This is a genomic window from Pantoea sp. Lij88, from assembly GCF_030062155.1.
In the GTDB taxonomy this organism is placed as follows: Bacteria; Pseudomonadota; Gammaproteobacteria; order Enterobacterales; family Enterobacteriaceae; genus Pantoea.
On sequence record NZ_CP118269.1, the window covers coordinates 2701353 to 2725414 of the forward strand.

Consider the following 24062-nt stretch of genomic DNA (forward strand, 5'->3'; position numbering starts at 1 on the left):
GGGTCGGGCGGAGCGCGATTGTATCATCGCTTTCTGAAAAAAGCGCGGCTGCTGGCGGGCAGAAACAGCAGCATCAGCACCACCAGATCGGGGATTTTCTGCGACAGGGTGTGGTGGATAATCTGGACGTTGTTGTCGCCATCGATGCTGAAAATCTCCGGGTAGATTCCGCCCAGCGAGGCGAACAGCATATAGATCAGCACAACCCCCTGCGTCGCCGCATAGCCCCAGCGGCCGCGGTTGCTGCCGCGCATCAGGGTAAAGGCGCAACGCAGTTCAAACAGGAAGATCAGCTGGCTGGCGATAAAGATGAGCGTAGCGTCCCAGGACTGGGCGCTGCGGTGCACAAAGTTGGCGAGTTCGCTGTAACCCAGCTCGTTTGCCAGCATCAGAACGCTCAGGCAGCGGGTCGCGATAATAGCAATGCCCGCAACCGTCACCGGAACCGGTGCGCCTGAGAGCGTGGCGCTGCTTTTGAAGATTTCTGACATAGTCCGTGACTCCACCTGATCGAAAAACGGGCCGGTTAAACCGGCCCGTTCATATAGTGGCAAAGGTTACGGATTTCAGCCACGTTTAGCTTTCTGAATATCGCTTAAACGCTGTTTTTCTTCGTGTGCCATGAACCGCCAGGCGATAAAACCGACTAAACCGACCACAAACAGGATCAATGAGGCCAGCGCGTTGATTTCCGGGTTTACACCACGACGCACGGTGGCGAAGATCGCCATCGGCAACGTGGTGGCGCCTGGCCCGGTCACAAAGCTGGCGATCACCAGATCGTCGAGTGACAGGGTAAACGCCAGCAGCCAGCCGGTGACAATGGCCGGCGCAATCATCGGCACGGTAATCACGAAAAAGACCTTCAGCGGCGTCGCGCCTAAATCCATCGCCGCCTCTTCGATTGAGCGGTCCAGTTCACGCAGACGCGAGTTAATCACCACTGCCACATAGGCGGTACAGAAGGTGACGTGCGCCAGCCAGATGGTCAGCATGCCGCGTTCGCTCGGCCAGCCAAAGGCGTTGCCCATGGCGACAAACAGCAGCAGCAGCGACAGTCCGGTGATGACATCAGGCATCACCAGCGGCGCGGTCAGCATAAAAGCAAAACCGTTGTGCCCGCGAAAGCGACCAAAGCGCACGATAATCACCGCCGCCAGCGTGCCCAACACCACTGCCATGGTGGCCGAAAGCCCGGCGATGCTCAGACTCAGCAACACCGCGTCGATCATCGCGCTGTCCTGGAACAGTACCCTGTACCAGTGGAACGAGACGCTCTCCCACACCGTCACCAGCGGGGAGCTGTTGAAGGAGTAGACCACCAGCAGCAGCATCGGCGCGTAGAGGAACAGGAAGCAGCAGATCAGAATGCCGGTACGCCAGGGCGAGCGGATGGTTGGCAAATTATTCATGCCTTCTCTCCCATTTCACGGTTTTGATGCTTATGGAACCAGATGATCGGCAGAATCAGGATCAGCAGAATAATCACCGCCAGCGCGGAAGCCACCGGCCAGTCGCGGTTATTAAAGAACTCCTGCCACAGGATACGGCCAATCATGATGCTGTCCGGGCCACCCAGCAGTTCAGGAATTACGTACTCCCCCACCGCCGGAATAAACACCAGCATCGACCCGGCGATAATGCCGCCTTTGGTGAGCGGCACAATCACGCTGAAAAAGGTCTTGAGCGGACGCGCACCCAGATCCAGTGAGGCTTCCACCAGCGAGTAATCGATACGGGTCAGCGCGGTGTAGATCGGCAACACCATAAATGGCAGATAGCAGTAGACGATACCGATATAGACCGCGGTGTTGGTGTAGAGGATCACCAGCGGATGATCGATTACGCCCAGCCATAACAGGAAGCGGTTCAGAATACCGTTGTTGTTCAGCAGCCCCATCCAGGCGTAAACGCGCACCAGAAACGAGGTCCACGACGGCAGGATCACCAGCAGCAGCAGAATAGTGCGCATCGACGGCTTGCTGTGCGCCACGGCCCAGGCGAGCGGATAGCCAATCAGCAGACAGATTACCGTGGAGATCGCCGCCACTTTCAGCGACTGCAGATAGGCGTCGATGTAGAGCGGGTCGTCGGTCAGCGTCAGGTAGTTGCCGAAATTGAGCACAATGCTGAACTGGTCATCTGCCCAGGTCACCAGCTCAGTGTAAGGGGGAATCGCACGCGCAATGTCCGCGAAGCTGATCTTCAGCACCGTCAGAAACGGCAGCAGGAATAACAGCACCAGCCAGACATAAGGCAGTGCGATCACCAGCTTGCGGCCATGCTGCATTTTTACCCGCGTGGCCCAGCGCTGCAGTGGCGTGCCGACCAGGCGGGCGGGCGCTTTGGCGCGTTGGAAAATCTGGCTCATAGCCGCTCCTTAAACTGTCAACACCACGCAGCTGTCGCTTTCCCAGCAGAGGCGGACTTCATCGCCCCAGGTCGGCAACCCTTTGCGGTAGCGATGCGCGTTTTGCAACTGTGCGCTGATCATCTGTCCGCTGTGCAGACGGACATGGAAGATAGAGAGGTCGCCGAGATAGGCGATGTGAACCACTTCACCCACCGCAAAGTTAAAGCCATCGGCGGGCACTTCATCGCACAGCATCACTTTTTCCGGACGCAGCGCGACATGCACCGGCACGTTATCGACCACCGAAACATCGGAGTCGACTTTCAGCGGATGCATCAGGCCGGGACTGTCGATCACCAGGCCATCCGCCTGACGTTCACGCAGTAAGCCTTCGAAGACGTTAACCGACCCGATAAACTCCGCGCTGTAGCGGCTGGTCGGATGCTCGTAAATCTCCTCCGGCTCGCCAATCTGCACGAACTTGCCGCGATTCATAATCGCGATACGGCCTGCCATGGTCATCGCCTCTTCCTGGTCGTGCGTCACCATCACGCAGGTGGCGCCCACGCGCTCCAGAATATCGACCACTTCCAGCTGCATCCTGTCGCGCAGCTTCTTATCCAGTGCGCCCATCGGCTCATCGAGCAGCAGCAGTTTTGGCCGTTTCGCCAGGCTGCGGGCCAGCGCCACGCGCTGACGCTGACCACCGGAGAGCTGATGCGGTTTGCGTTTAGCAAACTCCTGCATATGCACCAGTGCCAGCATTTCGGCAACCCGACTGTTGATCTCCCCTTTCGGCAGCCGATCCTGCTTCAGACCAAAGGCGATATTCTGCTCCACCGTCATGTGCGGAAACAGCGCGTAGGACTGGAACATCATGTTGATCGGGCGCTGATAAGGGGCAACGTGCGACAGGTCCTGACCATCCAGCACAATCTGGCCGCTGGTTGGCGGTTCAAAACCGGCCAGCATGCGCAGCAGCGTGGATTTGCCACAGCCTGACGCGCCCAGCAGGGCAAAGATTTCACCTTTATAAATGGTCAGACTGACATCATCCACGGCGTGCTGGCCGTCAAAGGATTTGGTCAGATTGCGAATTTCCAGCAGCGGCGTTAACGCCTTTGCGGTTTTATTTTGAGGACGGGGAATGGCATCGTTCACAAAGGGTTCTCTCCGGAGCCAGGCGGAACATTGCGGCAAAATTTGCCGCTAAAAATGGCACAACAGAGGCCGGGGTTGCGCCTCTGTTGCTGATGCGTGACAGGTCAATCCGTTAAGGACGAACTACTTACCACTTTTTACTTTAGTCCATGCGCGCGTACGCACACGATCCAGTTTCGGATCCTGGACTTTCAGCACGAACAATTTCGACATCGCTTCTGGCGTCGGGAAGATACCCGGGTTGTTGCGGACGTCGGCATTGATCAGCGGCAGCGACGCTTTGTTGCCGTTGGCGTAGTTCATTTTGTTGGAGACATCTGCGATCACTTTTGGATCCATGATGTAGTTGAGCCAGGCGTAAGCGCCGTCGAGGTTTTTGGCATCTTTCGGGATCGCCATCATATCGAAGAACGCCAGTGCGCCCTCTTTCGGCACGCTGTAGCCCAGATGCACGCCATTTTTCGCTGCATCGGCACGGTTTTTCGCCTGCAGAATATCGCCCGACCAGCCGATAGCGACGCAGATGTTGCCGTTGGCCAGATCGTTAATGTACTGCGACGAATGGAAGTAGCGGATATTCGGACGCAGTTTCAGCAGCAGGTCAGTGGCCGCGCCGGAATACTCTTTGGCATCCGAACTGTTAGGATCTTTGCCCAGATAGTTGAGGACCGTGGCGAAAATCTCTTCCGGTGCATCCAGGAAGGAGACGCCACAGCTTTTCAGCTTCTCCAGGTTTTCCGGCTTCAGCACCAGATCCCAGCTGTTGACCGGCGCATCGGCGCCCAGTGCGGCTTTGACCTTGTCGATGTTATAGCCGATACCGGTGGTGCCCCACAGATACGGAATGGCATATTTGTTACCCGGATCGTGCTGCGCCACTTTTTCCATCAGCGCCGGATCGAGGTTTTTGTAGTTTGGCAGTTTGCTCTTATCCAGCGGCTGGAATACCCCGGACTGCAGCTGACGCGCCAGGAAGCTGGAGGATGGCACCACCACGTCATAGCCGGTGCTGCCCGCCATCAGTTTGCCTTCCAGCACTTCGTTAGAGTCAAACACATCGTAGACCACTTTGATGCCGGACTGCTTTTCAAAGTTCGGCACGGTATCTGGCGAAATATAATCGGACCAGTTGTAGACGTGCAGCGTTTTATCTTCCGCCATGCTGCTGGCCGACGCGGCCATCAGCGCAGCAGCTACCACAGCTGACAGCCATTTCTGACGTGAGTTGAACATATTTTTCCATCCTCCTGAGCGGGTCATTACAACGCTGCAAACCAGAGATCCCTGCATTGCGTTCTGTACAAGACGTCAGTGACACAATGAATCATTATTCAGCGGGAGTTTAATAGCAAAATCCTATAGCTGAGGCGAAGTTACGCGCCTGTCACAGCCCCGCAAGCATAGCCCCCCCGGTCAGGCTGTACCAGACCCCAGCGTAAAAAACGCCTGAAACCGATATTTTATGCATGTTTAAGCTATGAGGTTCGGCTTTGATGGCATAAACCACGACAAATATCTGGCGTTAAAGGGCAAAGTGCAGAATAAAAAATTATCGCGGCAGCGGATGGCGGGCATAAAAAAGCCGTCTCAGGGACGGCTTAGTGGGTGACCATGTCGGGCTAGTGCAGCACAGAATGGACGCTGGTCACCGGAACGTACTCTTCTTCTTCACCCACAATCAGCAGATTGTTGGCAAAGGCTTCCAGGATCACCATGGAGATCTGCTCTTCACTCTGTTTCATAAAGTGTGAGAACTGACCAAAGGTTAATCCGGCGGTCGTAATCATTGACTGACAGACAATGAGTTTCGGCAGATTATCATCCTGAATGTCGATAAATGCTTTCACCGTCAGTGAGCTGGCATTGATTTGCGACAAATCGCCAACCAGCGGAATCAGCGCCGTCGGCTTCACTTCAGCCAGCGCCGAAAACAGAATGACGTTGTCGACCAGATCGATTTTGGCGTCAAACACCCCATCGAAGTTTTGCATGTGCGGCAGATGAAGTGCCTGACAGGCATCGCATTCGAACCAGGTGATATTTTGCTGATCCAGCCAGCGACGCAGCAGGTCGATATCCGGAACGACAAGAGAATCCATCGTAAAATCCCAGTGGGGTGATAAACAGGCGACTTAGCTTACGGAAAAATGGGCGGCGATGCCATGAAAACTGCTGAAAAGCGCGTGTCAGCCAGCGGTTTTAGGACGGAGCCCGGGGATGGCCTGCTGCTCAATCCGCTCAATCATCAGCGCGGCGAGGTTAAGGTCACTGCTGGTTTCAATGCCTTCCAGACCGGGCGAGGCGTTCACTTCCATCACCAGCGGGCCGCGATGGGCGCGCAGAATATCGACACCGGCCACTTCCAGCCCCAGCGTGGCGGCGGCTTTCACGGCCATCTGCCGCTCCTGCGGCGTAATCACCACCGGATACGCTTTGCCGCCGCGATGCAGGTTAGAGCGAAAATCGCCCTCTTTCGCGACCCGCTCAATCGCTGCCACCACCTGATTGCCAATCACCAGACAGCGCACATCACGCCCTTGTGCTTCTTTAATAAATTCCTGCACCAGAATATGCGCATTCAGGCCGCGAAAAGCATCAATAACGCTTTCTGCCGCCTGACGCGTTTCCGCCAGCACCACGCCAATGCCCTGGGTGCCTTCCACCAGCTTGACCACCAGCGGCGCACCGCCGACCATGGCGATCAGATCGTCAGTGTCATCGGGCGAGGAGGCAAAGCCGGTGACCGGCATATCGATGCCTTCACGTGCCAGCAGCTGCAGCGAGCGCAATTTATCCCGGGTGCGGGTAATGGCGGCGGACTCATTCAGGGGATAGCTGCCGCACATCTCAAACTGTCGCAACACTGCCGTGCCATAAAAGGTAATGGCGTTGCCGATACGGGGGATAACAGCATCGAAATGGCCCAGCGGTTCACCGCAATAGTGAACCGCCGGTGAGGCGGTATTGATGTTCATATAGCAGGAGAGCGGATCGATGATTTGCACCTCGTGGCCGCGCGCGGCGGCCTCATCACGCAATCGTCGACTGGAGTAGAGCGTCTCATCACGTGACAGGATAGCTATCTTCACCGCTGCTCTCCCTTTCTGAATTAACGCGTGGCCCAGCCCTGCTGATGCAGATAATCGAGCATAAACGGACGCGTCTCTTTAATGATCAGCCGCTGAATCAGCTCGCTCCAGGTTTCGCTACGCTGGTTGCTGTCGCGCTGCTGGTAATAGAGTTCCGTGCGGCTATCGTATTCTGCCAGCACCACAGGATCCAGTGGCTGATAGCGATTTTCATGCACCAGCATCGCATGCGGCATACGCGGTTTGACGTCCGGCTTTGATTCCGGATGCCCCAGGCAGAAACCAAACAGCGGCAGCACAAATTTCGGCAGACCCAGCAGTTCGGTCACTTCCGCAATGCTGTTACGAATGCCGCCGATAAAGACGCCGCCCAGATCCAGCGATTCCGCGGCGACCATGGCATTCTGTCCCATCAGCGCGGTGTCGACGCAGCCCAGCAGCAATTGCTCGGCACGGCCCAGCTGCGCATCCGGGCAAATCTGCAGGTGGCGATTAAAGTCGGCGCAGAAAACCCAGAACTCAGGCGCATCTGCGACCCATGTCTGTCCGCCCGTCAGCGTCACCAGCTTGTCACGCAGCGCTTTGTCGGTGATACGAATAATAGAAGAACACTGTAAAAAGCTGGATGTGGACGCCGATTGCGCCGAATTAATAATCGCTTCACGCTGGGCTTCGCTGACCGGCTGGTCAGTAAAGGCGCGGATCGAACGGTGGCTGCACAGTAAATCAATGGTCGGTGTCATAAAGTCTCCAGCAACATTTATCTTTTTTTATCAATCTGATTGAACAGCTGTGGCGCGATCGCTTTCGCGGTGCGCCACATTAACAGCCAGGCAGCAGGCAGCATCAGAACCACGCCAGCGATGAAGAGCAAAGTCGCCAGGGTCTTGACATCAGCCAGACCGGGTAGCGGAAGCCAGTGGTTGATCAGCAGCAACGCGCCCAGGATCAACAGGCCACCTGCCGCCTCCAGCACCACCACAAACCGGGGTAATCTGGCCACACTCTGCATCACATCCTCCTGCCTTAGCGGCTTACTGAGCGTCAATTATGGTCAACAACCCAAAAATTGCGCGGGATACACGGGTTGCCGTCGCGAAAAATCTCTTATTTCAGAGGGTTCCTGAGCGGGCGGTCATAGCGTGCGGGCATCAGACTAACAGGCAAATCCTGCTTTCCTTAAGCGATACGAGCGGGCATCATGGTTGCCATTCTCTGTTTCATTGTGTGATATACATCACATAATAGTCGCTGCAAGGAGTTCTCAATGATTGCTGTTATTTTTGGTCGTCCGGGCTGTCCCTACTGTGTCCGTGCCCACGAACTGGCCGACAAACTGACCGCTGAGCGCGATGATTTTAGCTATCAGTATGTCGATATTAATGCAGAAGGCATTACTAAGGCCGACCTGGAAGCGAGCGCCGGTAAACCGGTCAGCACCGTGCCGCAGATTTTCGTGGACGAAAAACACATCGGTGGCTACACCGAGTTTGCTGCCTGGACCAAAGAGAATCTGGGATTTGTCGCGTAAGCGCAGATAGCCGGAATGAAAAAGGCGAGACAGGAATTCCTGTCTCGCCTTTTTGCTTTCTGCCTGAGGCAAATCATCCGGCAGCGTTTAGTTGATTGATGCCATCACAATCTGCATCAACCGCACCAGCAACGCTCCGCATCCTGCCCAGAACAGCGCACTCAGGCTCCAGGCGACTAAAAAGAATCCGCTGCTGTGAATAAACAGGCTGTTATTTAACAGCAATGCTGCCAGTAACGTTCCCCAGAGTCCCATCAGCAGCGTGCTTTTTAACGGGCTTTCCACCTGCATCAACGCCATCACAATACCGGGCAACATAAAGAGCAGGAGTTCGGGCTGACCCCGAAGCGGGCCGGGACCGACCTGCCAGAAATGACAGGTAAAAACAAACACCAGACTATACAACACCACGCCGCACAGGCGGGTAGTCCAGAGATAAGAACGCTGCGGCATACCACCCCACTGATTAAAAGTAACCCCCGACAATAACCTGCTGATATCCCTGATGCGTTCAGATGGAAATAAAAAGAAACAGTTCGCTGTGGCAACGAATGAAAACAGCCAATAGCTGTGAAAGATTTTTGTGATTAGAATAGCGCCGCGGTAAAGGTTCCATTTGTCGTGTTGATACAACAGAACCTCAACGGCTTGCTCACGATAGCGAAAAACAGGCCACTCTTCAATAGCTTACATGTAAACAAGAAGTTAAACAGTGAATATTAACGTCGCAGGATTGTTAAGCGGAAATGACATTTTGTTATTGTTTGTCGTTTTAGCGCTCGGCCTCTGTCTGGGTAAGTTGCGTCTTGGCTCAGTTCAGCTGGGAAATTCGATTGGCGTATTAGTCGTTTCGCTCTTATTAGGCCAGCAACACTTCACGATCAATACCGATGCATTGAGCCTGGGCTTTATGCTGTTTATTTTTTGTGTCGGCGTCGAAGCCGGTCCCAACTTTTTTTCCATTTTCTTCCGCGACGGTAAAAACTATTTCATGCTCGCCATCGTCATGGTGGTCAGCGCGCTGTTGCTGGCGCTGGGGCTGGGCAAACTCTTTGGCTGGGATATTGGTCTTACCGCTGGCATGCTGGCCGGATCGATGACCTCAACGCCGGTGCTGGTCGGCGCGGGCGATACCCTGCGGCAAAGCATCAGCGATCCAAAGCAGCTCGCACTGATGCAGGATCAACTGAGCCTCGGTTATGCCGTGACCTATCTGATTGGCCTGGTAAGTCTGATTTTTGGCGCACGCTACCTGCCCCGTCTGCAACATCAGGATCTGCCCACCTGTGCCCAGCAGATCGCGCGTGAACGCGGTCTGGATGCCGACAGCCAGCGCAAAGTCTTCCTGCCGGTGATCCGTGCCTATCGTGTGGGCGCGGAACTGGTGGCGTGGAGTGGCGGCAAAAACCTGCGTGAACTGGGTATCTATCGTCAGACCGGTTGCTACATTGAGCGCATCCGCCGCAACGGTATTCTCGCCAGTCCCGATGGCGATGCGGTGCTGCAGCTCGGTGATGATATCTCGCTGGTAGGCTATCCCGACGCACACGCCCGGCTCGATCCCAGCTTCCGTAATGGCAAAGAGGTGTTTGACCGCGATCTACTGGATATGCGCATCGTCACTGAAGAGATCGTGGTGAAGAACCACAACGCGGTGAACAAGCGCCTCAGTAAGTTAAACCTCACCGATCACGGCTGCTTCCTGAACCGGGTGATACGCAGTCAGATTGAGATGCCGATCGACGACAGCATTATGCTGAACAAAGGCGATGTGCTGCAGGTCAGCGGCGAGGCACGCCGGGTGAAAAGCGTGGCGGATCGCATTGGTTTTATCGCGATTCACAGTCAGATGACCGATCTCTTAGCCTTCTGCGCCTTCTTTATCGTCGGTCTGATGATTGGTCTGATCACCTTCCAGTTCAGCAATTTCAGTTTCGGTATTGGCAACGCGGCGGGCCTGCTGTTTGCCGGTATCATGCTGGGCTTCCTGCGCGCTAACCATCCGACCTTTGGATATATTCCGCAGGGCGCGCTCACCATGGTGAAAGAGTTCGGGCTGATGGTGTTTATGGCGGGTGTTGGATTAAGTGCCGGCAGCGGCATCAATCATGGTCTGAGCAGCGACGGCGCGCTGATGCTGCTGTGCGGCCTGCTGGTGAGCCTGATTCCGGTGATCATCTGTTATCTGTTTGGCGCTTATGTGTTGAGGATGAACCGCGCCCTGCTGTTTGGTGCCATCATGGGTGCGCGCACCTGCGCACCGGCCATGGAGATCATCAGTGATACGGCACGCAGTAATATTCCGGCGCTGGGCTATGCCGGGACCTATGCCATCGCCAACGTTTTGCTGACCCTGGCCGGGACGCTGATTGTGATTATCTGGCCGATATTGCCCTTATAAAATTTTTTTGTCGGCGTCCAGAACTTTATAGTTAAGCGATAGTCATAATAAGTGCCACTGCTTTTCTTTGAAATCCCCAAATTGTGGAGCCCGCTGGTCTTTTTCCCGGCGGGTTTTTTTATGCCTTTTTTCCTCGCAGCCCCACTCCACCGGCACCACAATCAGACACGAAACGGTCATAAAACTTAAACAGTTGTGCAACTCATTATCAGATTCAGAGCCTTTCCGTAGACGAATCGCCCCATAAAAAGCAGGATAGATGGCTGTTAAGTTAGCTATTTGTGCTGAGGAATTTATCCCGAAATGGAAGAGCTGAACCACTCACTGTTTACTGCCATCAATGCCACACCGGCGTCCCCCGCCTGGTTAATCCACCTGGCGACCTTTATTGCCAGAGACCTGATTGCCATTGTGCCGCTGTTAATTGTGGCGATGTGGCTCTGGGGACCGCGCGATCAGGTTTCTTCACAGCGGGCGCTGGTACTGAAAACCGGCATGGCGCTGATTTATGCGCTGGCGATCTCCTGGTGTGTCGGCCATCTGTTACCGCATCCCCGCCCTTTCGCCATTGGCTACGGTTATCAGTTCCTGCATCACGCTGCCGATGACTCTTATCCCAGCGATCACGGCACCACGATTTTCACCTTTGCGCTGGCCTTTATCTTCTGGCATCGCCTCTGGTCGGGTGTGGTGCTGATGGTGGCGGGTTGCGCTATTGCCTGGTCACGGGTTTACCTGGGCGTTCACTGGCCAATGGATATGCTGGGCGGGTTCCTGGTGGGTCTGCTGAGTTGTCTGGCATCGCATCTGGCGTGGCAGTTCTATGGCGAGCGGATGCTGGCGGTGATCAACCCGCTCTATCGGGCGCTGTTTGCCCTGCCGATTCGTAAGGGCTGGACGCAGAATTAAGAAAGGGACTGCTCATAAGCCTGAGTCAGGATCTCACAGCGATCGATAAGCTTAACCCGAAGGGAACACGGGCAGAGGAGGAAAGCGTCCCGCGCCATGGACAAAAACGCCGGGAGCGTTTTTGAACAACGCAAAGCGTTGGCCCGTTTACGGGCGCACCTCAGGGATGAGGTGCGTAATCGCGCGGGCAGAGCATGTCAGGGACTGGCCTTAGCGTCTTTCCGATCTGACCGTGTTCCCTGAGCAGGCTCTGTCTTACAGCTTACGGAACACACTAATCAACTGTCTCAGGGACGCATCAGCGTCCCTGCTGACTTATGACAGCCACTTCCCGAACCAGCCGTTGAACTTCATCATCACAAAATCAATCATCCGGCTGAAGAAACCGCCTTCCGGCACATCCTGCAGCACCACCAGCGGACGCTGCTCGATCGTTTTGCCATCCAGCTGGAAATCGATGGTGCCGACCACCTGATTCTTCTTCAGCGGCGCTTCAAGCTGCGGCGCATTGAGTTTAAAACTCGCCTTCAGATTCTTCATCTGCCCTTTCGGGATGGTCAGCGCGGCATCTTTCGCCACGCCCAGATTCACCTGACTCTTATCACCGAACCAGACCCGCTGCTGCGCAAACGGCGCATCCGCTTTAATCGGCATCACCGTTTCAAAGAAACGGAATCCCCACGTCAGCAGCTTTTCACTTTCGCGGAAACGAATGGCATCGCTGGCGGTGCCAAGTACCACCGAGATCAGACGCATATCGCCCTCGGTCGCGGAAGCGACCAGGTTATTGCCCGCGCCGGAGGTATGGCCGGTTTTAACGCCATCCACCTTGAGGTTGGTGCTCCACAACAGACGGTTGCGGTTGATCTGACGGATATTATTAAAGGTGAACTCTTTCTCTTTATTCAGCGCGTACTCTTCCGGCACATCGCGGATCAGCGCCTGAGCAATCAGCGCCATATCCCGCGCCGTGCTGTACTGCCCTTCTGCATCCAGACCATGCACCGTCATAAAGTGGGTGTTCTGCAGTCCCAGCGCCTTCACGTAGTTGTTCATCAGGCCGATGAACGAGTCCTGACTGCCCGCCACATAATCCGCCAGCGCAATACAGGCGTCATTGCCGGACTGAATCACAATGCCTTTATTCAGCTCATGCACCGGAATGCGATCGCCCGGCTTGAGGAACATCAGCGAAGAGCCACGCAGCTTAGGATTACCGGTCGCCCAGGCATCCTGTCCGACGGTGACCAGATCATCCGGTTTGATCTTGCCCGCTTTAATCGCCTGACCGACCACATAGCTGGTCATCATCTTGGTCAGACTGGCGGGATCGAGACGCTGATCGGCACTGGATTCGGTTAACACTTTACCGCTGGCGTAGTCGATCAGGATCCACGCTTTAGCATCAATACCTGGCGCGGCGGGAGCCTGCTCAGCAAAAACGCTGATGGGGGCAAGAATCAGTAGTGAGGTGGCAGCAAGGTGCCGCAGGCGAGATGAGAAGCGAGTGTTTGTCATGGGCTTGACCGGATTGTCCTTGTTAAATCGAAATTCCAGGGGCAGAAAATTCTCACTCAAACGCTAACCGTTGCCGGCAGCGAAAAAAACCGCCGAATCGTAAAGTTTTTTAGAGTTTAGTAGAGTAACCCTGGCATAAGCGCCGCGCGCGTGCCTGTTTTCGGGGATTCTGTCGCTATAAAAACTGAGCGAAATTCCGATTTTTCGCAGAAGAGTTAAGCCCGTCACAAATATCAGTTAACCTGAAAGCCAGTCAGCCGAGGAGACCGACCATGGACTTAGCCCTTTTTGATCTTGATGAAACACTCATTTGTGAAGACAGCACCAGCCTGTGGCTGCGCTGGCTGGTATCACAGGGATTCGCCCCCAGTGAACTGATTGATCAGGAACAGGCATTAATGAATCAGTACTATGCCGGTACGCTGTCGATTGAAGAGTATATGAACAAAACGCTCTCCCCTCTGGCGGGCATGGCGACGCTGACCGTTGAAGGCTGGGTGCGACGCTTCATCCAGCGCGACATTCTGCCTCGCGTTTATCCTGCCGCCCGCGAGCGGATTGAGTGGCACCGGGCGCGCGGCGACAGGGTGATGGTCATCTCTGCCAGCGGCGAGCATCTGGTGGTGCCGATTGCCGAGAAGCTGGGCGCCTGCGGTGCGCTGGCGATTGGTGTTGAAATCGTGGACGAGCGCTACAGCGGCAACACGTATGGCACCATGACCTATAAAGAGGGCAAGGTGACCCGACTGGGTGACTGGAAAGCGCTGCAGCAGGAGGAGGCATTTGACCGCACGTGGGCTTACAGTGACTCAATGAACGACCTGCCCCTGCTGGAACAGGCCGATCATGCCCATGTGATCAATCCGGATGAACAGCTGCACCAGGAAGCGTTAAACCGCGGATGGCAGGTTTATCACTGGGCACGCTGATTCAGAGCCTGGCGCATCAGTCTCTTAGCCGCGGGATGCTCCGGCATCCTGCGCTAATCCCACCTTCAGCAGCTTGCCATTGGCCTCATCGGTCAGCACATAGAGATAACCATCCGGCCCCTGCCGTACATCGCGAATCCGCGCACCCTGATCGCCCAGCAGACGCTGCTCTTCCACCACTTTCTCGCCGTTGATACTCAGGCGAATCAGGTTTTTCTCTTTCAGCGCGCCGATGAACAGCGAGTTTTTCCATTGCGGAAAACGCGCGCTGTTATAAAACGCCATGCCGCTGATGGCCGGAGAGACCTTCCAGTGGTACAGCGGCTGTTCGGTACCCGCGACATGGGTGCCCTTCGACTCCGGCACTTTTTCGCCGCTGTAGTCAATGCCGTACGTCGCCAGCGGCCAGCCGTAGTTCTTGCCCCGGCCCATGATATTCACTTCATCGCCGCCGCGCGGGCCATGCTCGTTTTCCCATATCATGCCGGTCCAGGGATTAAGCGCCAGCCCCTGCGGATTACGCAGTCCATAGGCCCAGATCTCTGGCCGTGCGCCGGGCTTTTTCACAAACGGGTTATCGTCCGGCACGCTGCCATCGGCGTTGAGCCGCAGCAGTTTGCCCTGCAGCTTACCGAGGTCCTGCGCCGCGCTGCTGACAAAGTTGTCACCGAACGCGATCCAGAGATAACCCTGAGTATCGAACGCCAGCCGGGTGCCGATATTGTTGCCGCTGGAGAGCATCGGCGTCTGACGAATCACCTCGCGGAAATCGCTGAGCTGCCGGTTATCCTGGCTCAGCGTGCCAGTGCCTACTACCGCACCCGCTTTGCCACTGCTGTTCGCCTCGGTATAGCTGAGCCAGACGCGACGACTGGTCGCGAAATCGGGAGCCAGCACGACGTCCAGCAAGCCGCTCTGCCGTTCAGCCCAGACTTTCGGCACGCCTTTGATGGGCTGCGACAGGCCACCCTGTGGGCTCCAGCTGCGCAGCTGTCCGCTGCGTTCCGTAATCAGCAGCGTTTTGTTGTCGGGCAGGAATGCAATGGACCATGGATGTTGTAGCTTATCCTGTAAAACCTCGACCTTTACGTCGGCGGCAAACAGCGGCAAGGCCGCAAAAAGCGCGCCACTCAGCAGCAGGGCTGTCGATAAACGGGACATAGGGTTCTCCTGACGGGATAGCGTGACCTTAAGCGTAGTCATCCGTCGCAGGGTGAACCTGAGGCTTTACAAAAGATTAAATTGGGCGACAAGGGTATGCCGCCCTGAAAGGTTATGGCGTGTTGAAACTTAGCGTGTCACGGACCAGCATATCGATACCTGGCTTCAGGTCATCAAAGGTGATTCGCGACACACTGTTGATGACCGTTTTGGCAAAAGCTTTCCGCACGACCCGAATCGACGGTTTGCTGGTCCCGGCATCGCTGGCCGAATCAGACGGCTTCAGCTGACTGTAATCGGCTAAGAGATTCGAATAGTGCTGCTTATTCGTAACATGAGAAGTACATCCCCTGAGCAACAGTGCGGAGACTGCCAGCAGAGCAGCAACTAACGTTTTACGTATGTTCAACTCGCTGGTGCCAGTAAGGTTTAAGCAAGCTTAAGATCTCTGAATGAATCAATGACTCATATTGTATTGACCCTGCTCAATTTTCATCCTTCTCCCCTGTGTAAACCTCCATTTTCTCATCATGGAATATGTCTGCTGTCGCATCGCTTTTGCTGGCGCGCTTATCACAGGAACAAGAGGGAATTGACATGGAACAGCAATGTACCAACTTACTGACACCGGAATTAGTTGCCTCACTGGCGCACCCACCATTTTCAACTGACAAGAAGGCTGGTATGCCAGAGGGAGCCCGTGAGGTTGTAAAAGAACAGGAGGTGTTCCTGCGGGACCATCCGGTGATAGCTGTTTACCGGATTGCTGTTGACGGGGCGCTGATACAACGCTGCGGGGTGGTAAGTACTGCCTTGAACGGCTCTGAAATAGCGCTGGAAAACGAACAGAAGGCCAGTATTGCGCTGGAAGGTGATGAAGTGGTTTATTCCGACGGGACTACCGCCCGTATTGTTACCGGCAGCGGCATGAAATATACCAAAGACGGGCGGGGGATAGCGCGGGTTGGCAGCCAGCTAAATAATGGAGATGTGATTATCAGCACCCCGCAGGCGGGATGCATACTGAATGTGCGTAAAGGTTTGCCGATGGATGCCGGTTTTTTTACCGGCAGAGGGCTGAGCCGATGACCCGAAGAGGCTGTGTTATTCACGGTAAAAACGTCGGGTTGCACGGGGATATGACCTCCACGGGGGCACAATGTATCGCGGCCCGCCCCGGCATGTCAGTTATGGGTCTGCTGAAACTTTATATCGGTGACAAGACCACCCCCTGTCCGAAATGCGGAGAAGTGGGGATCATTGTGAGTGGCGATTACCGGCTCTCAAACAGCGCCGCTGTCGCGGTTGACGGCTCAAAGATCCATTGCGGGTGCCCGCAGGGCACGAATTTTTTGATCGCACCGGATACGATTACTAAAAGCCGTCCTCTGGTTTCTGCACCGGCATCACCGGAGCCGGAACAGCACGCGCAGGCCGCAAAAAAAGAGAAACCGGCACGGGAAATCACGCTGACCATTGGTGTGTTCTTTGACGGCACCGGCAACAATGCCGTTAACACGCAGAACATGCTGAAAGCATATACCGCAGGTCATTACAATCTGGATGACCCGGAAGCCGAGTCTATTCTGGCAAAGTGCGCCCGTGAAAATTTTGGCGTGTCGGGCAGCGGTGCTACCAGCTATACCGGGTATTACACCAATATTCACTGGCTCAGTATGTTGTATAAACAGGACATACCTGTAGATAAAGGAACCGTCCAGTCTGCCATTTATATTGACGGTATCGGCACCGACGCGGGTAAACCTGACAGCATGCTGGGGCAGGGTTTTGGTATATCCGATACAGGGGTTGTTGCTAAAACAGATAATGCTGTAGCCAGGATGAATGATGTACTGAATGAGAGTATCAGGGATATCAGAAGGCAGGTGACAGACCGTGAGCTTGTAATCAAGTCCCTGCAGTTCGACATCTTTGGTTTCAGCCGCGGGGCTGCAGCAGCCCGTCATTTTGCCAACCGCGTACAGTCAGAAGACCCGTCCATTATCAGCGCCATCCGCCAGGGTATGGCTGACACGACCTTCAATGGTTCTCCTTCAGGAAAGACCCGCTTCATCGGCATTTTCGATACTGTTGCCGCCATTGGCACGCCGGTTAACGGTATGAACCCGCATAGCGCAAATACCGGCGATGTGAAACTCACCTTGCGCCCCGGCGTGGCGGAGAAGGTTTTCCACATCACTGCCGCGAACGAGTGCCGCTTTAACTTCGCGCTGAACAGCGTGAAACCGGCCTGGCCGGAACTGGCGTTGCCCGGCGTGCATTCCGATATCGGCGGTGGTTATCTGCCCGTCACGAAGGAAGACCTGTTTCTGACCCGTCCTGCAACGGAGACGGTGCCGTACAGCCTGCCCGGCGAAAAGACCCAGGCTTACCGGCAGACAGTAGCGCAATTGCAGACGCTGGATAGGTCGCCTTGCCTGGCCCCGCTGCTGCGGACAAATGAAATATCGGCAGAAACCTGGCATGACGACAGACTTCCTCCGGACAGGTACGTCCAGATGCAGAAGCGCAGCTTTGCGGCGCTGACCCTGCGGGGGCGGAACGTCAGAAACGACTGGTCCCGCGTGGCGCTCAGGGTGATGCTTGAGGCTGCACGGGAAGCCGGGGTGGTGTTTGACCCTGTCGATCCGGCTAATCCGAACATGACTCTTTCTGATGAATTGTCTTCCCTGTGTGATAAGGCGCTGGGAATGGGTAAGGCAGCACGCAGCGGCCAGATGCCTCAGGCGTTCAGTCAGGATGAGCTGGACGTGATTGCGAAGAAGTATATTCACTGCTCAGCCAACTGGAATGCCATCGTGGTGAATACTGATGGCTTCATTCACGGGGGCGCATCACCCTCAGAGCTGATTGGCTTTATCAACCGGCCGGATGAGCAGTGGAAACGTTCTGTCTACAGCATGGACGGGAAGAAGGTATGAAAATGAAAGCACTTATTCCCCTGCTGATGCTGGTCATGGTCATGGTCAGCGGTTGTCGCACAGGCGAAGCGCAGACGCCGGAAGACACCGCCGAAATGCATTACGGGGAGGTCGATTTTGCGTTTTTAACCCCGCGAGCCTTACCTGCAGTGGTAACAAAGGCGCTGATCATCGACAACGAAAAGGTGGTTTCCACCTTCCGGACGCTGGACAGCACTCAGGAAAATCCTGACAGTGTGGGAAGCTGGAGCAGTCGGGTCAGCAGGCATGCTCAGTTTAATAAAGTCAGGCATCCTCCCGCACAGATGCTGTTCTGCTGGGATTCAGTCATTGATAAAAAGACCTATGAGACGCGCATCACCTTCTCACCTGTCCTGCGGGAAAAAATGTCGGTGCCAACCGGAAAGGACTGGCGTGGGAATACGGCCTGGTATAACACGCTGTTGTTTGGGCTGGCACCAGAAGGCAAAGTGCGCATCTGGCTTCAGAACACCGCCCCGATCGACAATCTGCCGGTTGAACCGGTAAAAATCACCACGCTGTCCGGGGATAAACTGGATGCCTGTAAAGGGATTACGGAACATCCCAACGGGTATGTTTATTACGGTGAAACCCCTGACTTTATCAAAGGGAAAACCTATCCCTATGGCAGCTGGTAACACCGACAGATGAAATTTGTCGGGCAATATGCATTGGGGCGATGGCATCTGTTTTACCGGTCTGAGGGGCCGGCTTTATGCTGGTTTCCACCAACCTGAACTGTACACCTGAACGGGTTGATCGGCTGGGTACTATTGACGGCCAGCTTTTCCTCCCCGAGGAGAATGGACTATTTGACCGTGAGGTGAATGCTTTACGCTACCTGGTTGAATCATCAAGCCCGGGTTTTAATATCTGGTGTACCAATGCCTATAGTCTTACCCGATTTCCGGGCTGGCTTGAGCGACAACAAATAGCCTGCCGTGCGTTAGATCGCACTGTTCTGCGCCACGACTACATACAGAGGCGGTTCAGCCAGAAGCGGCGCGTCGCTGTCCGGACCTGAAACAATATTGTCGCTGCGCTGACACGATTTTATGAATGGGCCGCTATGAACAGGCAATGCTGAAATAAGCGCTGTTTAAAGGAGTTATATGTGCAGGACGTTCGGTGAAAACCCGCCGCAGGACGCAGCGGGTGAAAAGCATTACTCGAAGCAGGTATCAGGATTGTCCGACAGGGTAATGAACTGCTTACCACCCTGGGTCAGCGCCATGATGGTGCCGGTTTCGATGTCGTAAACCCAGCCGTGCAGACGCAGTTTGCCGTTACGCAGGGCAACGGAGACTGACGGATGCGTCTTCATGTTGTTGAGCTGAGCGATGACGTTCTCTTTGACCATCTCGTTCAGTTTCTTCTCTGGTGAGTCATATTCACGCTGCTCAACCACCGCTTTTGCCGCATCGGCATAGCGCAGCCAGTGCTCAACCGCAGGCATGGTGTCCATGCAGGCGCAGGAGGCGATGGCGTTCATCGCACCACAGTTAGAGTGACCACAGATGATGATGTCGGAGACACCCAGAGCGACCACCGCATATTCGATAGTGGCAGAGACACCGCCTGGCTCCGGGCCGAATGAGGGAACGATGTTGCCCGCATTGCGGATAACGAACAGCTCTCCTGGCTCCTGCTGTGTGACCAGTTCAGGCACCAGACGGCTGTCTGAACAGGAGATAAACAGCGCTTTCGGATTTTGATTTGACGCCAGGCTTTTGAAAAGATCCTTCCTTTCAGGAAACACATTCTGCTGGAAATTCAGAAATCCGTTGATGATCTCTTTCATTATTTAGCTCTCACATTATCCATTCATTACCTGAGGGGCATAGCCCCCTCAGTGGGGTTAGCGGGTTTATTATTAATGAAAACAAGTGAATATCAACCCGCGTTTTTCAGTCAGACGTGAAGCGCTGCGACTTTCAGCGTTTCGCTTATCTGTCGGGCAGCGGCACCGGAGCGGATTTCTTTTTATAGCACGGGAAGTTACCGGAAACGGCAGGGTTTAATCGACACGCTTTTTTTGCCTGTGCCGCGGACCGGCTTTTACGCGTTTTTTCACTACTTTACGTCGGGGGAAGAGTCAGAAGAAAGCTTTCGCCGAATCGGGAACCGACCCGGAAGAGGTGGCGGGCAGCCCATGCACCAGGCTGCCATCACGGAAAGATTCAGCACTCAGCCATACTGCTGCTGATGCGCCTTTTTGCGTTTCAGGTAGTCCTCATCTTCACGCAGTTTGTCCCAGTACGCTTTGAAAACCGCCGCCGCAGCGGCCTTTTCCTCGTTGACGCCGCGCGGCAACTCTTTGCCGTCCGCGTCATACTTGCGTCCGCCTTTGTGGTTGCTGTAACGGCGCGCACGGGTGTACCCCATCTGGATAAATTTGCGCGCCATATCCATGCCAACAAAATCGTCCTGACGCCGGTAATCTTCAAACAGCGCCATGATTTTCTCAGCGGACTCTTCAGCAATGGGAACGGTGCGAAAACGCCAGTGCGGCAGAATTTCGCCTTTATAAGGCTCGACCATCAGCACACCCTGCTCGCCACGCCCGACCTGATAAAGTTCGGGATGCTGACGGAAGTCGATAGTGCTGAAGTCCTGATCATAATCGAAAGGTTTCATCTCTTTAGTTTAGGATCAAGTGCGTCACGTAGCCCGTCGCCGAGCAAATTAAATGCCAGCACCGTAAGGAAGATGGCCAGGCTGGGGAAAATGGCCACGTGCGGCGCCATCACCATATCGGCCCGCGCTTCATTCAGCATTGCGCCCCACTCCGGCGTGGGCGGCTGTGCGCCCAGCCCCAGAAACGACAGGCTGGCGGCGGTGATGATCGAGGTGCCGACACGCATCGTAAAATAGACCACAATTGGCGAGACCGTGCCGGGCAGGATATGCCGCATCAGGATCGTCCAGTCAGATGCACCGATGCTGCGTGCCGACTCAATATAGGTCTGATGCTTCAGCACCAGCGTATTACCGCGCACCAGGCGGGCAAAGGCCGGGATACTGAAAATAGCGACCGCCACAATCACGTTGCTCATGCCGCTGCCCATAATCGCTACCACCGCAATCGCCAGCAGAATGCCGGGGAAGGCAAACAGTACATCGCAGATGCGCATGGTGATGCGGTCCCACCAGCCTTCGTAATAGCCGGCTAACAGACCAAAGAATGTGCCAATCAGTGCGCCTATCACCACCGAGAAGAACCCGGCAATCAGGGAAATCCGCGTACCGACCAGCACCCGGCTGAAGATATCGCGGCCCAGCGAATCGACGCCAAAGAAGTGCAACAGTGAGGGTCCTTCATTGAGCCGGTCATAATCGAAGTAGTTCTCTGCGTCGAACGGCGCAATCCATGGCGCGATCACCGCCAGTATAATCAGCAGCAGCACAAACGCCCCGGCCAGCAGCGCTACCGGTTGCTGCCGGAAACGCCGCCAGAACTCCCGCCACGGCGTACGCACCCGATTTTCCGTCATCAGCGGCATCGTTTTCAGTGCCGCCTCACGTCGCCAGTTTTTCATCGCGACTCCTTGAAGCGAATAGCGGGATTGATTACCGCATAGAGCATGTCGACAAACAGATTGATCAGAATAAACTCCAGTGAAAACAGCAGCACTTCGGCCTGAATAACCGGATAGTCGCGCATCGCCACCGAGTCAACCAGCAGACGACCCAGTCCCGGCCAGTTAAACACGACCTCGACGACGATCGATCCCCCCAGCAGAAAGCCAAACTGCAGCCCCATCATCGTGACCACCGGAATCATCGCGTTGCGCAGGCCATGTTTCACCACCACCAGCGACTCGCGCACCCCTTTGGCCCGGGCGGTCCGCATGTAATCTTCCTGCATCACCTCCACGAATGAAGCGCGGGTAAAGCGCGCCATGACCGCCGCCACCGCCGCGCCTAAGGTGATTGAAGGCAGAATGTAATGTTTCCAGCTGTCAGCACCCACGGTTGGCAGCCAGCCCAGCTCCACCGAGAAGACCTGCATCAGCAGCATGCCCAGCGCAAAGGCGGGAAACGAAATGCCCGACACCGCCAGCGTCATCCCCAGTCGATCGGGCCAGCGGTTACGCCAGACAGCCGAAACGATGCCGATAGTCATGCCAAAAATCACCGCCCAGATCATGCTGGCCAGCGTCAGCCACAGGGTCGGCATAAAGCGCGAGGCGATCTCATCCGCAACCGGCCGCTTCGAGACCATCGACTGACCAAAATCGCCCTGCAGCGCATTCAGCATGAAATGCCAGAACTGCTGCGGTAGCGGCTGATCCAGCCCCAGCTCCTGACGCACCAGCGCTACCACGGAGGCATCGGCTTCCGGCCCGGCGATCAGGCGTGCGGGATCGCCCGGCAGCAGGTGAACAAACAGGAACACCAGCACCGCCACAATCAGCAGCGTCGGGATCAGCCCAAAGAGTCGTTTGAGAAAATAGTTAAACATGCAACATCCTGCAGCAGCGGCCAGCCACGCGGGCTGGCCGGCTCCGTTACTTCAGAGTGGCCTCATCAAAATTGAATGAGGTATCGGGCATCACATAAAAACCGCTGAGGTTTTTGCTGTTGGCAGAAACCAGTTTCTCAACCACCAGCGGGATCCACGGATGGTCCTGCCAGATGGTGTCCTGTGCATCTTTATAAAGACGCGCTTTCTCAGCACGGTCTGTAGTTTTCAGCGCATCGGCCAGATCTTTATCGACCTCAGGATTGCTGTAGAACGCCGTATTGAAGATCGCCGGTGGCCAGGCTGCGGTCGCAAACAGTGGCGTCAGCGCCCAATCTGCTTCGCCGGTTGAGGCAGACCAGCCGGTGTAGAACATGCGCACACCGCTCTCTTTCTGGCTTTTGCCTTCCACTTCCGCGGCGCGCTGTCCCGCATCCATCGCGGTGACTTTCACCTTCACGCCGACCTGCGCCAGCTGCTGCTGAGTGAACTGCAGGACTTTCTGCGCGGTGCTGTGGTTATGTGACGACCAGAGCGTGGTTTCAAATCCGTTCGGATAACCCGCCTCTTTCAGCAGTGCCTTAGCTTTGGCAGGATCGTAGCTGATGGCCGGATAGGTCTGCGCAAAATCGACGGCAGGCGGCACGATGCCGGTTGCCGGTGTGGCGTAACCGGAGAAGGCCACCTTCGCCAGCGCCTGACGGTTGATGGCATATTCCAGCGCTTCACGTACCTTCGGGTTGTCGAACGGCTTCTGCGTGACGTTGAGGCTGATGTAACGCTGCATAATCGAAGGCGAGGTCACCACATCCAGCTTGCTGTTCTTCTCCAGCAGCTTCACCTGCTCATACGGCACCGGGAACGCAAAGTTCGCCTCGCCGGTCTGCAGCATTGCCGCACGGGTATTGTTGTCTACCACCGGACGCCAGGTGATGCTGTCCAGTTTCGGATAGCCTGGCTTCCAGTAGCCGTCCCACTTCTTCACCTTCACAAAATCGGTCTGGTTCCAGGTTTCAAACACAAACGGACCGGTTCCCACCGGATGGAAGCCGATCTCTTTACCATATTTTTTCAGCGCGGCAGGCGAAATCATCGCCGCCGCCGGATGCGCCAGATTGTTGATAAAGGCGGAGAACGGCTCTTTCAGCGTCACTTTTACCGTGGTCGGATCCACCACTTCGGTGCTGGCGATGCGCTTAAAAAGGTTGTAGCGCTTAAGATGATTATCCGGGTTGCTGGCGCGATCGAGGTTGACCTTAACCGCTTCCGCATTGAAGTCCGTGCCATCCTGGAATTTAACGCCGGGACGCAGCTTAATGGTGTAGGTCAGGCCATCGGCGCTGGCCTGATAGCTCTCCGCCAGCACGTTGGTGAGCTTCATATCCTTATCGAAGCCAAACAGGCCCTGATAGAAGGATTTCGCGACCGCCTGCGACAGCGTGTCGTTGGCGTCATAGGGATCGAGCGTGGTGAAGTTGGACGCCACGGCAATCACCGCATCCTGTGCTGCCCAGGCGGGCAATGTCATCGCGCTGCTTAATACGCCAGCTGCCAGTAACCCTTTACGCATCGTCATCTGCAT

Annotated in this window: 26 protein-coding genes; 8 read left to right on the plus strand and 18 right to left on the minus strand. The window is 55.4% G+C overall.

Annotation, left to right across the window (positions count from 1 at the left end; translation table 11 throughout):
• Positions 1-23: 23 nt before the first annotated feature.
• From PU624_RS16435 to PU624_RS16475, 9 genes are all read right to left on the minus strand, one after another.
• Complete coding sequence (locus PU624_RS16435) at positions 24-491, minus strand: YbjO family protein (RefSeq protein ID WP_283545835.1); 468 nt, start codon at positions 489-491, stop codon at positions 24-26.
• Between the two features lie 75 nt (positions 492-566).
• Entirely contained in the window at positions 567-1412 is an 846-nt protein-coding gene (gene potI, locus PU624_RS16440; RefSeq protein ID WP_283545836.1) for a putrescine ABC transporter permease PotI, read from the minus strand.
• Positions 1409-2371, minus strand: coding sequence for a putrescine ABC transporter permease PotH (potH, locus tag PU624_RS16445; RefSeq protein WP_283545837.1), 963 nt, complete (start codon positions 2369-2371; stop codon positions 1409-1411). The genes potI and potH overlap by 4 nt, the downstream gene beginning before the upstream one ends.
• Before the next feature lie 9 nt (positions 2372-2380).
• Positions 2381-3514: a putrescine ABC transporter ATP-binding subunit PotG gene (gene potG / locus PU624_RS16450; protein WP_283545838.1), complete on the minus strand. Its 1134-nt coding sequence runs from the start codon at positions 3512-3514 to the stop codon at positions 2381-2383.
• A gap of 123 nt (positions 3515-3637) precedes the next feature.
• Positions 3638-4747, minus strand: coding sequence for a spermidine/putrescine ABC transporter substrate-binding protein PotF (gene potF, locus PU624_RS16455; protein ID WP_003849278.1), 1110 nt, complete (start codon positions 4745-4747; stop codon positions 3638-3640).
• 386 nt (positions 4748-5133) lie between these two features.
• Entirely contained in the window at positions 5134-5613 is a 480-nt protein-coding gene (locus tag PU624_RS16460) for a YbjN domain-containing protein (RefSeq protein WP_283545839.1), read from the minus strand.
• 87 nt (positions 5614-5700) lie between these two features.
• Complete coding sequence (gene rimK, locus PU624_RS16465; RefSeq protein ID WP_283545840.1) at positions 5701-6603, minus strand: 30S ribosomal protein S6--L-glutamate ligase; 903 nt, start codon at positions 6601-6603, stop codon at positions 5701-5703.
• A 20-nt stretch (positions 6604-6623) separates the two neighbouring features.
• Positions 6624-7346 (minus strand): oxygen-insensitive NADPH nitroreductase, encoded by a 723-nt coding sequence (gene nfsA, locus PU624_RS16470; RefSeq protein WP_283545841.1) that lies wholly within the window; start codon positions 7344-7346, stop codon positions 6624-6626.
• Between the two features lie 17 nt (positions 7347-7363).
• Entirely contained in the window at positions 7364-7615 is a 252-nt protein-coding gene (locus PU624_RS16475) for a DUF1418 family protein (protein ID WP_283545842.1), read from the minus strand.
• A gap of 255 nt (positions 7616-7870) precedes the next feature.
• On the opposite strand from PU624_RS16475, the gene PU624_RS16480 reads away from it, so the two are divergent.
• Positions 7871-8134 carry a GrxA family glutaredoxin gene (locus PU624_RS16480; protein WP_003849263.1) on the plus strand — a complete coding sequence of 88 codons (264 nt, stop codon included), beginning with the start codon at positions 7871-7873 and terminating at the stop codon, positions 8132-8134.
• An 87-nt stretch (positions 8135-8221) separates the two neighbouring features.
• On the opposite strand, the gene ybjM is transcribed toward PU624_RS16480, so the two are convergent.
• Positions 8222-8587 (minus strand): inner membrane protein YbjM, encoded by a 366-nt coding sequence (gene ybjM / locus PU624_RS16485; protein ID WP_090962675.1) that lies wholly within the window; start codon positions 8585-8587, stop codon positions 8222-8224.
• Between the two features lie 259 nt (positions 8588-8846).
• Between ybjM and PU624_RS16490 the strand changes: the two genes are divergently transcribed.
• A complete protein-coding gene (locus PU624_RS16490) occupies positions 8847-10535 on the plus strand; it encodes an aspartate:alanine antiporter (protein WP_283545843.1) in 1689 nt (562 codons plus the stop codon).
• 303 nt (positions 10536-10838) lie between these two features.
• Complete coding sequence (gene ybjG, locus PU624_RS16495; protein ID WP_283545844.1) at positions 10839-11444, plus strand: undecaprenyl-diphosphate phosphatase; 606 nt, start codon at positions 10839-10841, stop codon at positions 11442-11444.
• 315 nt (positions 11445-11759) lie between these two features.
• Here the strand turns inward: ybjG and PU624_RS16500 are convergent, their stop codons facing one another.
• Positions 11760-12962, minus strand: coding sequence for a serine hydrolase (locus tag PU624_RS16500; protein ID WP_283545845.1), 1203 nt, complete (start codon positions 12960-12962; stop codon positions 11760-11762).
• A gap of 272 nt (positions 12963-13234) precedes the next feature.
• On the opposite strand from PU624_RS16500, the gene PU624_RS16505 reads away from it, so the two are divergent.
• Entirely contained in the window at positions 13235-13891 is a 657-nt protein-coding gene (locus tag PU624_RS16505) for an HAD family hydrolase (RefSeq protein ID WP_283545846.1), read from the plus strand.
• Between the two features lie 24 nt (positions 13892-13915).
• On the opposite strand, the gene PU624_RS16510 is transcribed toward PU624_RS16505, so the two are convergent.
• Together PU624_RS16510 and PU624_RS16515 are read right to left on the minus strand one after the other, a co-directional pair.
• Positions 13916-15052 (minus strand): PQQ-dependent sugar dehydrogenase, encoded by a 1137-nt coding sequence (locus PU624_RS16510; RefSeq protein WP_283545847.1) that lies wholly within the window; start codon positions 15050-15052, stop codon positions 13916-13918.
• Between the two features lie 112 nt (positions 15053-15164).
• Positions 15165-15461: a DUF3313 domain-containing protein gene (locus tag PU624_RS16515; protein ID WP_283545848.1), complete on the minus strand. Its 297-nt coding sequence runs from the start codon at positions 15459-15461 to the stop codon at positions 15165-15167.
• A 188-nt stretch (positions 15462-15649) separates the two neighbouring features.
• On the opposite strand from PU624_RS16515, the gene PU624_RS16520 reads away from it, so the two are divergent.
• The 4 genes from PU624_RS16520 (at position 15650) to PU624_RS16535 (ending at position 19039) form a co-directional block, all read left to right on the plus strand.
• On the plus strand, positions 15650-16141 hold the full coding sequence (locus PU624_RS16520) for a PAAR domain-containing protein (RefSeq protein ID WP_283545849.1): 492 nt from the start codon (positions 15650-15652) through the stop codon (positions 16139-16141).
• A complete protein-coding gene (locus PU624_RS16525; RefSeq protein WP_502921574.1) occupies positions 16138-17994 on the plus strand; it encodes a type VI secretion system family protein in 1857 nt (618 codons plus the stop codon). Before PU624_RS16520 ends, PU624_RS16525 begins: the two co-directional genes overlap by 4 nt.
• Positions 17991-18653: a DUF2931 family protein gene (locus PU624_RS16530; RefSeq protein WP_283545850.1), complete on the plus strand. Its 663-nt coding sequence runs from the start codon at positions 17991-17993 to the stop codon at positions 18651-18653. Before PU624_RS16525 ends, PU624_RS16530 begins: the two co-directional genes overlap by 4 nt.
• A 77-nt stretch (positions 18654-18730) precedes the next feature.
• Positions 18731-19039 carry a hypothetical protein gene (locus PU624_RS16535; RefSeq protein ID WP_283545851.1) on the plus strand — a complete coding sequence of 103 codons (309 nt, stop codon included), beginning with the start codon at positions 18731-18733 and terminating at the stop codon, positions 19037-19039.
• A 141-nt stretch (positions 19040-19180) separates the two neighbouring features.
• Here PU624_RS16535 and PU624_RS16540 read toward each other — a convergent pair whose 3' ends face one another.
• The 5 genes from PU624_RS16540 to gsiB form a co-directional block, all read right to left on the minus strand.
• Positions 19181-19816: a carbonic anhydrase gene (locus PU624_RS16540; RefSeq protein ID WP_283545852.1), complete on the minus strand. Its 636-nt coding sequence runs from the start codon at positions 19814-19816 to the stop codon at positions 19181-19183.
• A 386-nt stretch (positions 19817-20202) separates the two neighbouring features.
• Positions 20203-20652 (minus strand): DUF4385 domain-containing protein, encoded by a 450-nt coding sequence (locus PU624_RS16545; protein ID WP_283545853.1) that lies wholly within the window; start codon positions 20650-20652, stop codon positions 20203-20205.
• Positions 20649-21554: a glutathione ABC transporter permease GsiD gene (gsiD, locus tag PU624_RS16550; protein WP_283545854.1), complete on the minus strand. Its 906-nt coding sequence runs from the start codon at positions 21552-21554 to the stop codon at positions 20649-20651. Before gsiD ends, PU624_RS16545 begins: the two co-directional genes overlap by 4 nt.
• On the minus strand, positions 21551-22480 hold the full coding sequence (gsiC, locus tag PU624_RS16555) for a glutathione ABC transporter permease GsiC (RefSeq protein WP_283545855.1): 930 nt from the start codon (positions 22478-22480) through the stop codon (positions 21551-21553). Before gsiC ends, gsiD begins: the two co-directional genes overlap by 4 nt.
• Before the next feature lie 46 nt (positions 22481-22526).
• The gene (gene gsiB / locus PU624_RS16560) at positions 22527-24062 is read right to left on the minus strand and encodes a glutathione ABC transporter substrate-binding protein GsiB (protein WP_283545856.1); all 1536 of its coding nucleotides are present in this window, start codon (positions 24060-24062) and stop codon (positions 22527-22529) included.

Excerpts from the sequence above, each read along its gene's own strand:
- PU624_RS16500 (WP_283545845.1), bottom strand. The coding sequence starts at position 12,962 with ATGACAAACACTCGCTTCTCATCTCGCCTGCGGCACCTTGCTGCCACC.
- PU624_RS16480 (WP_003849263.1), top strand. The coding sequence starts at position 7,871 with ATGATTGCTGTTATTTTTGGTCGTCCGGGCTGTCCCTACTGTGTCCGT.
- potH (WP_283545837.1), bottom strand. The coding sequence starts at position 2,371 with ATGAGCCAGATTTTCCAACGCGCCAAAGCGCCCGCCCGCCTGGTCGGC.
- PU624_RS16530 (WP_283545850.1), top strand. The coding sequence starts at position 17,991 with ATGAAAATGAAAGCACTTATTCCCCTGCTGATGCTGGTCATGGTCATG.
- PU624_RS16475 (WP_283545842.1), bottom strand. The coding sequence starts at position 7,615 with ATGCAGAGTGTGGCCAGATTACCCCGGTTTGTGGTGGTGCTGGAGGCG.
- PU624_RS16520 (WP_283545849.1), top strand. The coding sequence starts at position 15,650 with ATGGAACAGCAATGTACCAACTTACTGACACCGGAATTAGTTGCCTCA.
- potI (WP_283545836.1), bottom strand. The coding sequence starts at position 1,412 with ATGAATAATTTGCCAACCATCCGCTCGCCCTGGCGTACCGGCATTCTG.
- PU624_RS16460 (WP_283545839.1), bottom strand. The coding sequence starts at position 5,613 with ATGGATTCTCTTGTCGTTCCGGATATCGACCTGCTGCGTCGCTGGCTG.
- ybjM (WP_090962675.1), bottom strand. The coding sequence starts at position 8,587 with ATGCCGCAGCGTTCTTATCTCTGGACTACCCGCCTGTGCGGCGTGGTG.
- gsiD (WP_283545854.1), bottom strand. The coding sequence starts at position 21,554 with ATGAAAAACTGGCGACGTGAGGCGGCACTGAAAACGATGCCGCTGATG.
- gsiC (WP_283545855.1), bottom strand. The coding sequence starts at position 22,480 with ATGTTTAACTATTTTCTCAAACGACTCTTTGGGCTGATCCCGACGCTG.
- nfsA (WP_283545841.1), bottom strand. The coding sequence starts at position 7,346 with ATGACACCGACCATTGATTTACTGTGCAGCCACCGTTCGATCCGCGCC.
- PU624_RS16545 (WP_283545853.1), bottom strand. The coding sequence starts at position 20,652 with ATGAAACCTTTCGATTATGATCAGGACTTCAGCACTATCGACTTCCGT.
- ybjG (WP_283545844.1), top strand. The coding sequence starts at position 10,839 with ATGGAAGAGCTGAACCACTCACTGTTTACTGCCATCAATGCCACACCG.
- PU624_RS16435 (WP_283545835.1), bottom strand. The coding sequence starts at position 491 with ATGTCAGAAATCTTCAAAAGCAGCGCCACGCTCTCAGGCGCACCGGTT.
- PU624_RS16505 (WP_283545846.1), top strand. The coding sequence starts at position 13,235 with ATGGACTTAGCCCTTTTTGATCTTGATGAAACACTCATTTGTGAAGAC.
- potF (WP_003849278.1), bottom strand. The coding sequence starts at position 4,747 with ATGTTCAACTCACGTCAGAAATGGCTGTCAGCTGTGGTAGCTGCTGCG.
- PU624_RS16535 (WP_283545851.1), top strand. The coding sequence starts at position 18,731 with ATGCTGGTTTCCACCAACCTGAACTGTACACCTGAACGGGTTGATCGG.
- gsiB (WP_283545856.1), bottom strand. The coding sequence starts at position 24,062 with ATGCAGATGACGATGCGTAAAGGGTTACTGGCAGCTGGCGTATTAAGC.
- PU624_RS16540 (WP_283545852.1), bottom strand. The coding sequence starts at position 19,816 with ATGAAAGAGATCATCAACGGATTTCTGAATTTCCAGCAGAATGTGTTT.
- PU624_RS16510 (WP_283545847.1), bottom strand. The coding sequence starts at position 15,052 with ATGTCCCGTTTATCGACAGCCCTGCTGCTGAGTGGCGCGCTTTTTGCG.
- PU624_RS16525 (WP_502921574.1), top strand. The coding sequence starts at position 16,138 with ATGACCCGAAGAGGCTGTGTTATTCACGGTAAAAACGTCGGGTTGCAC.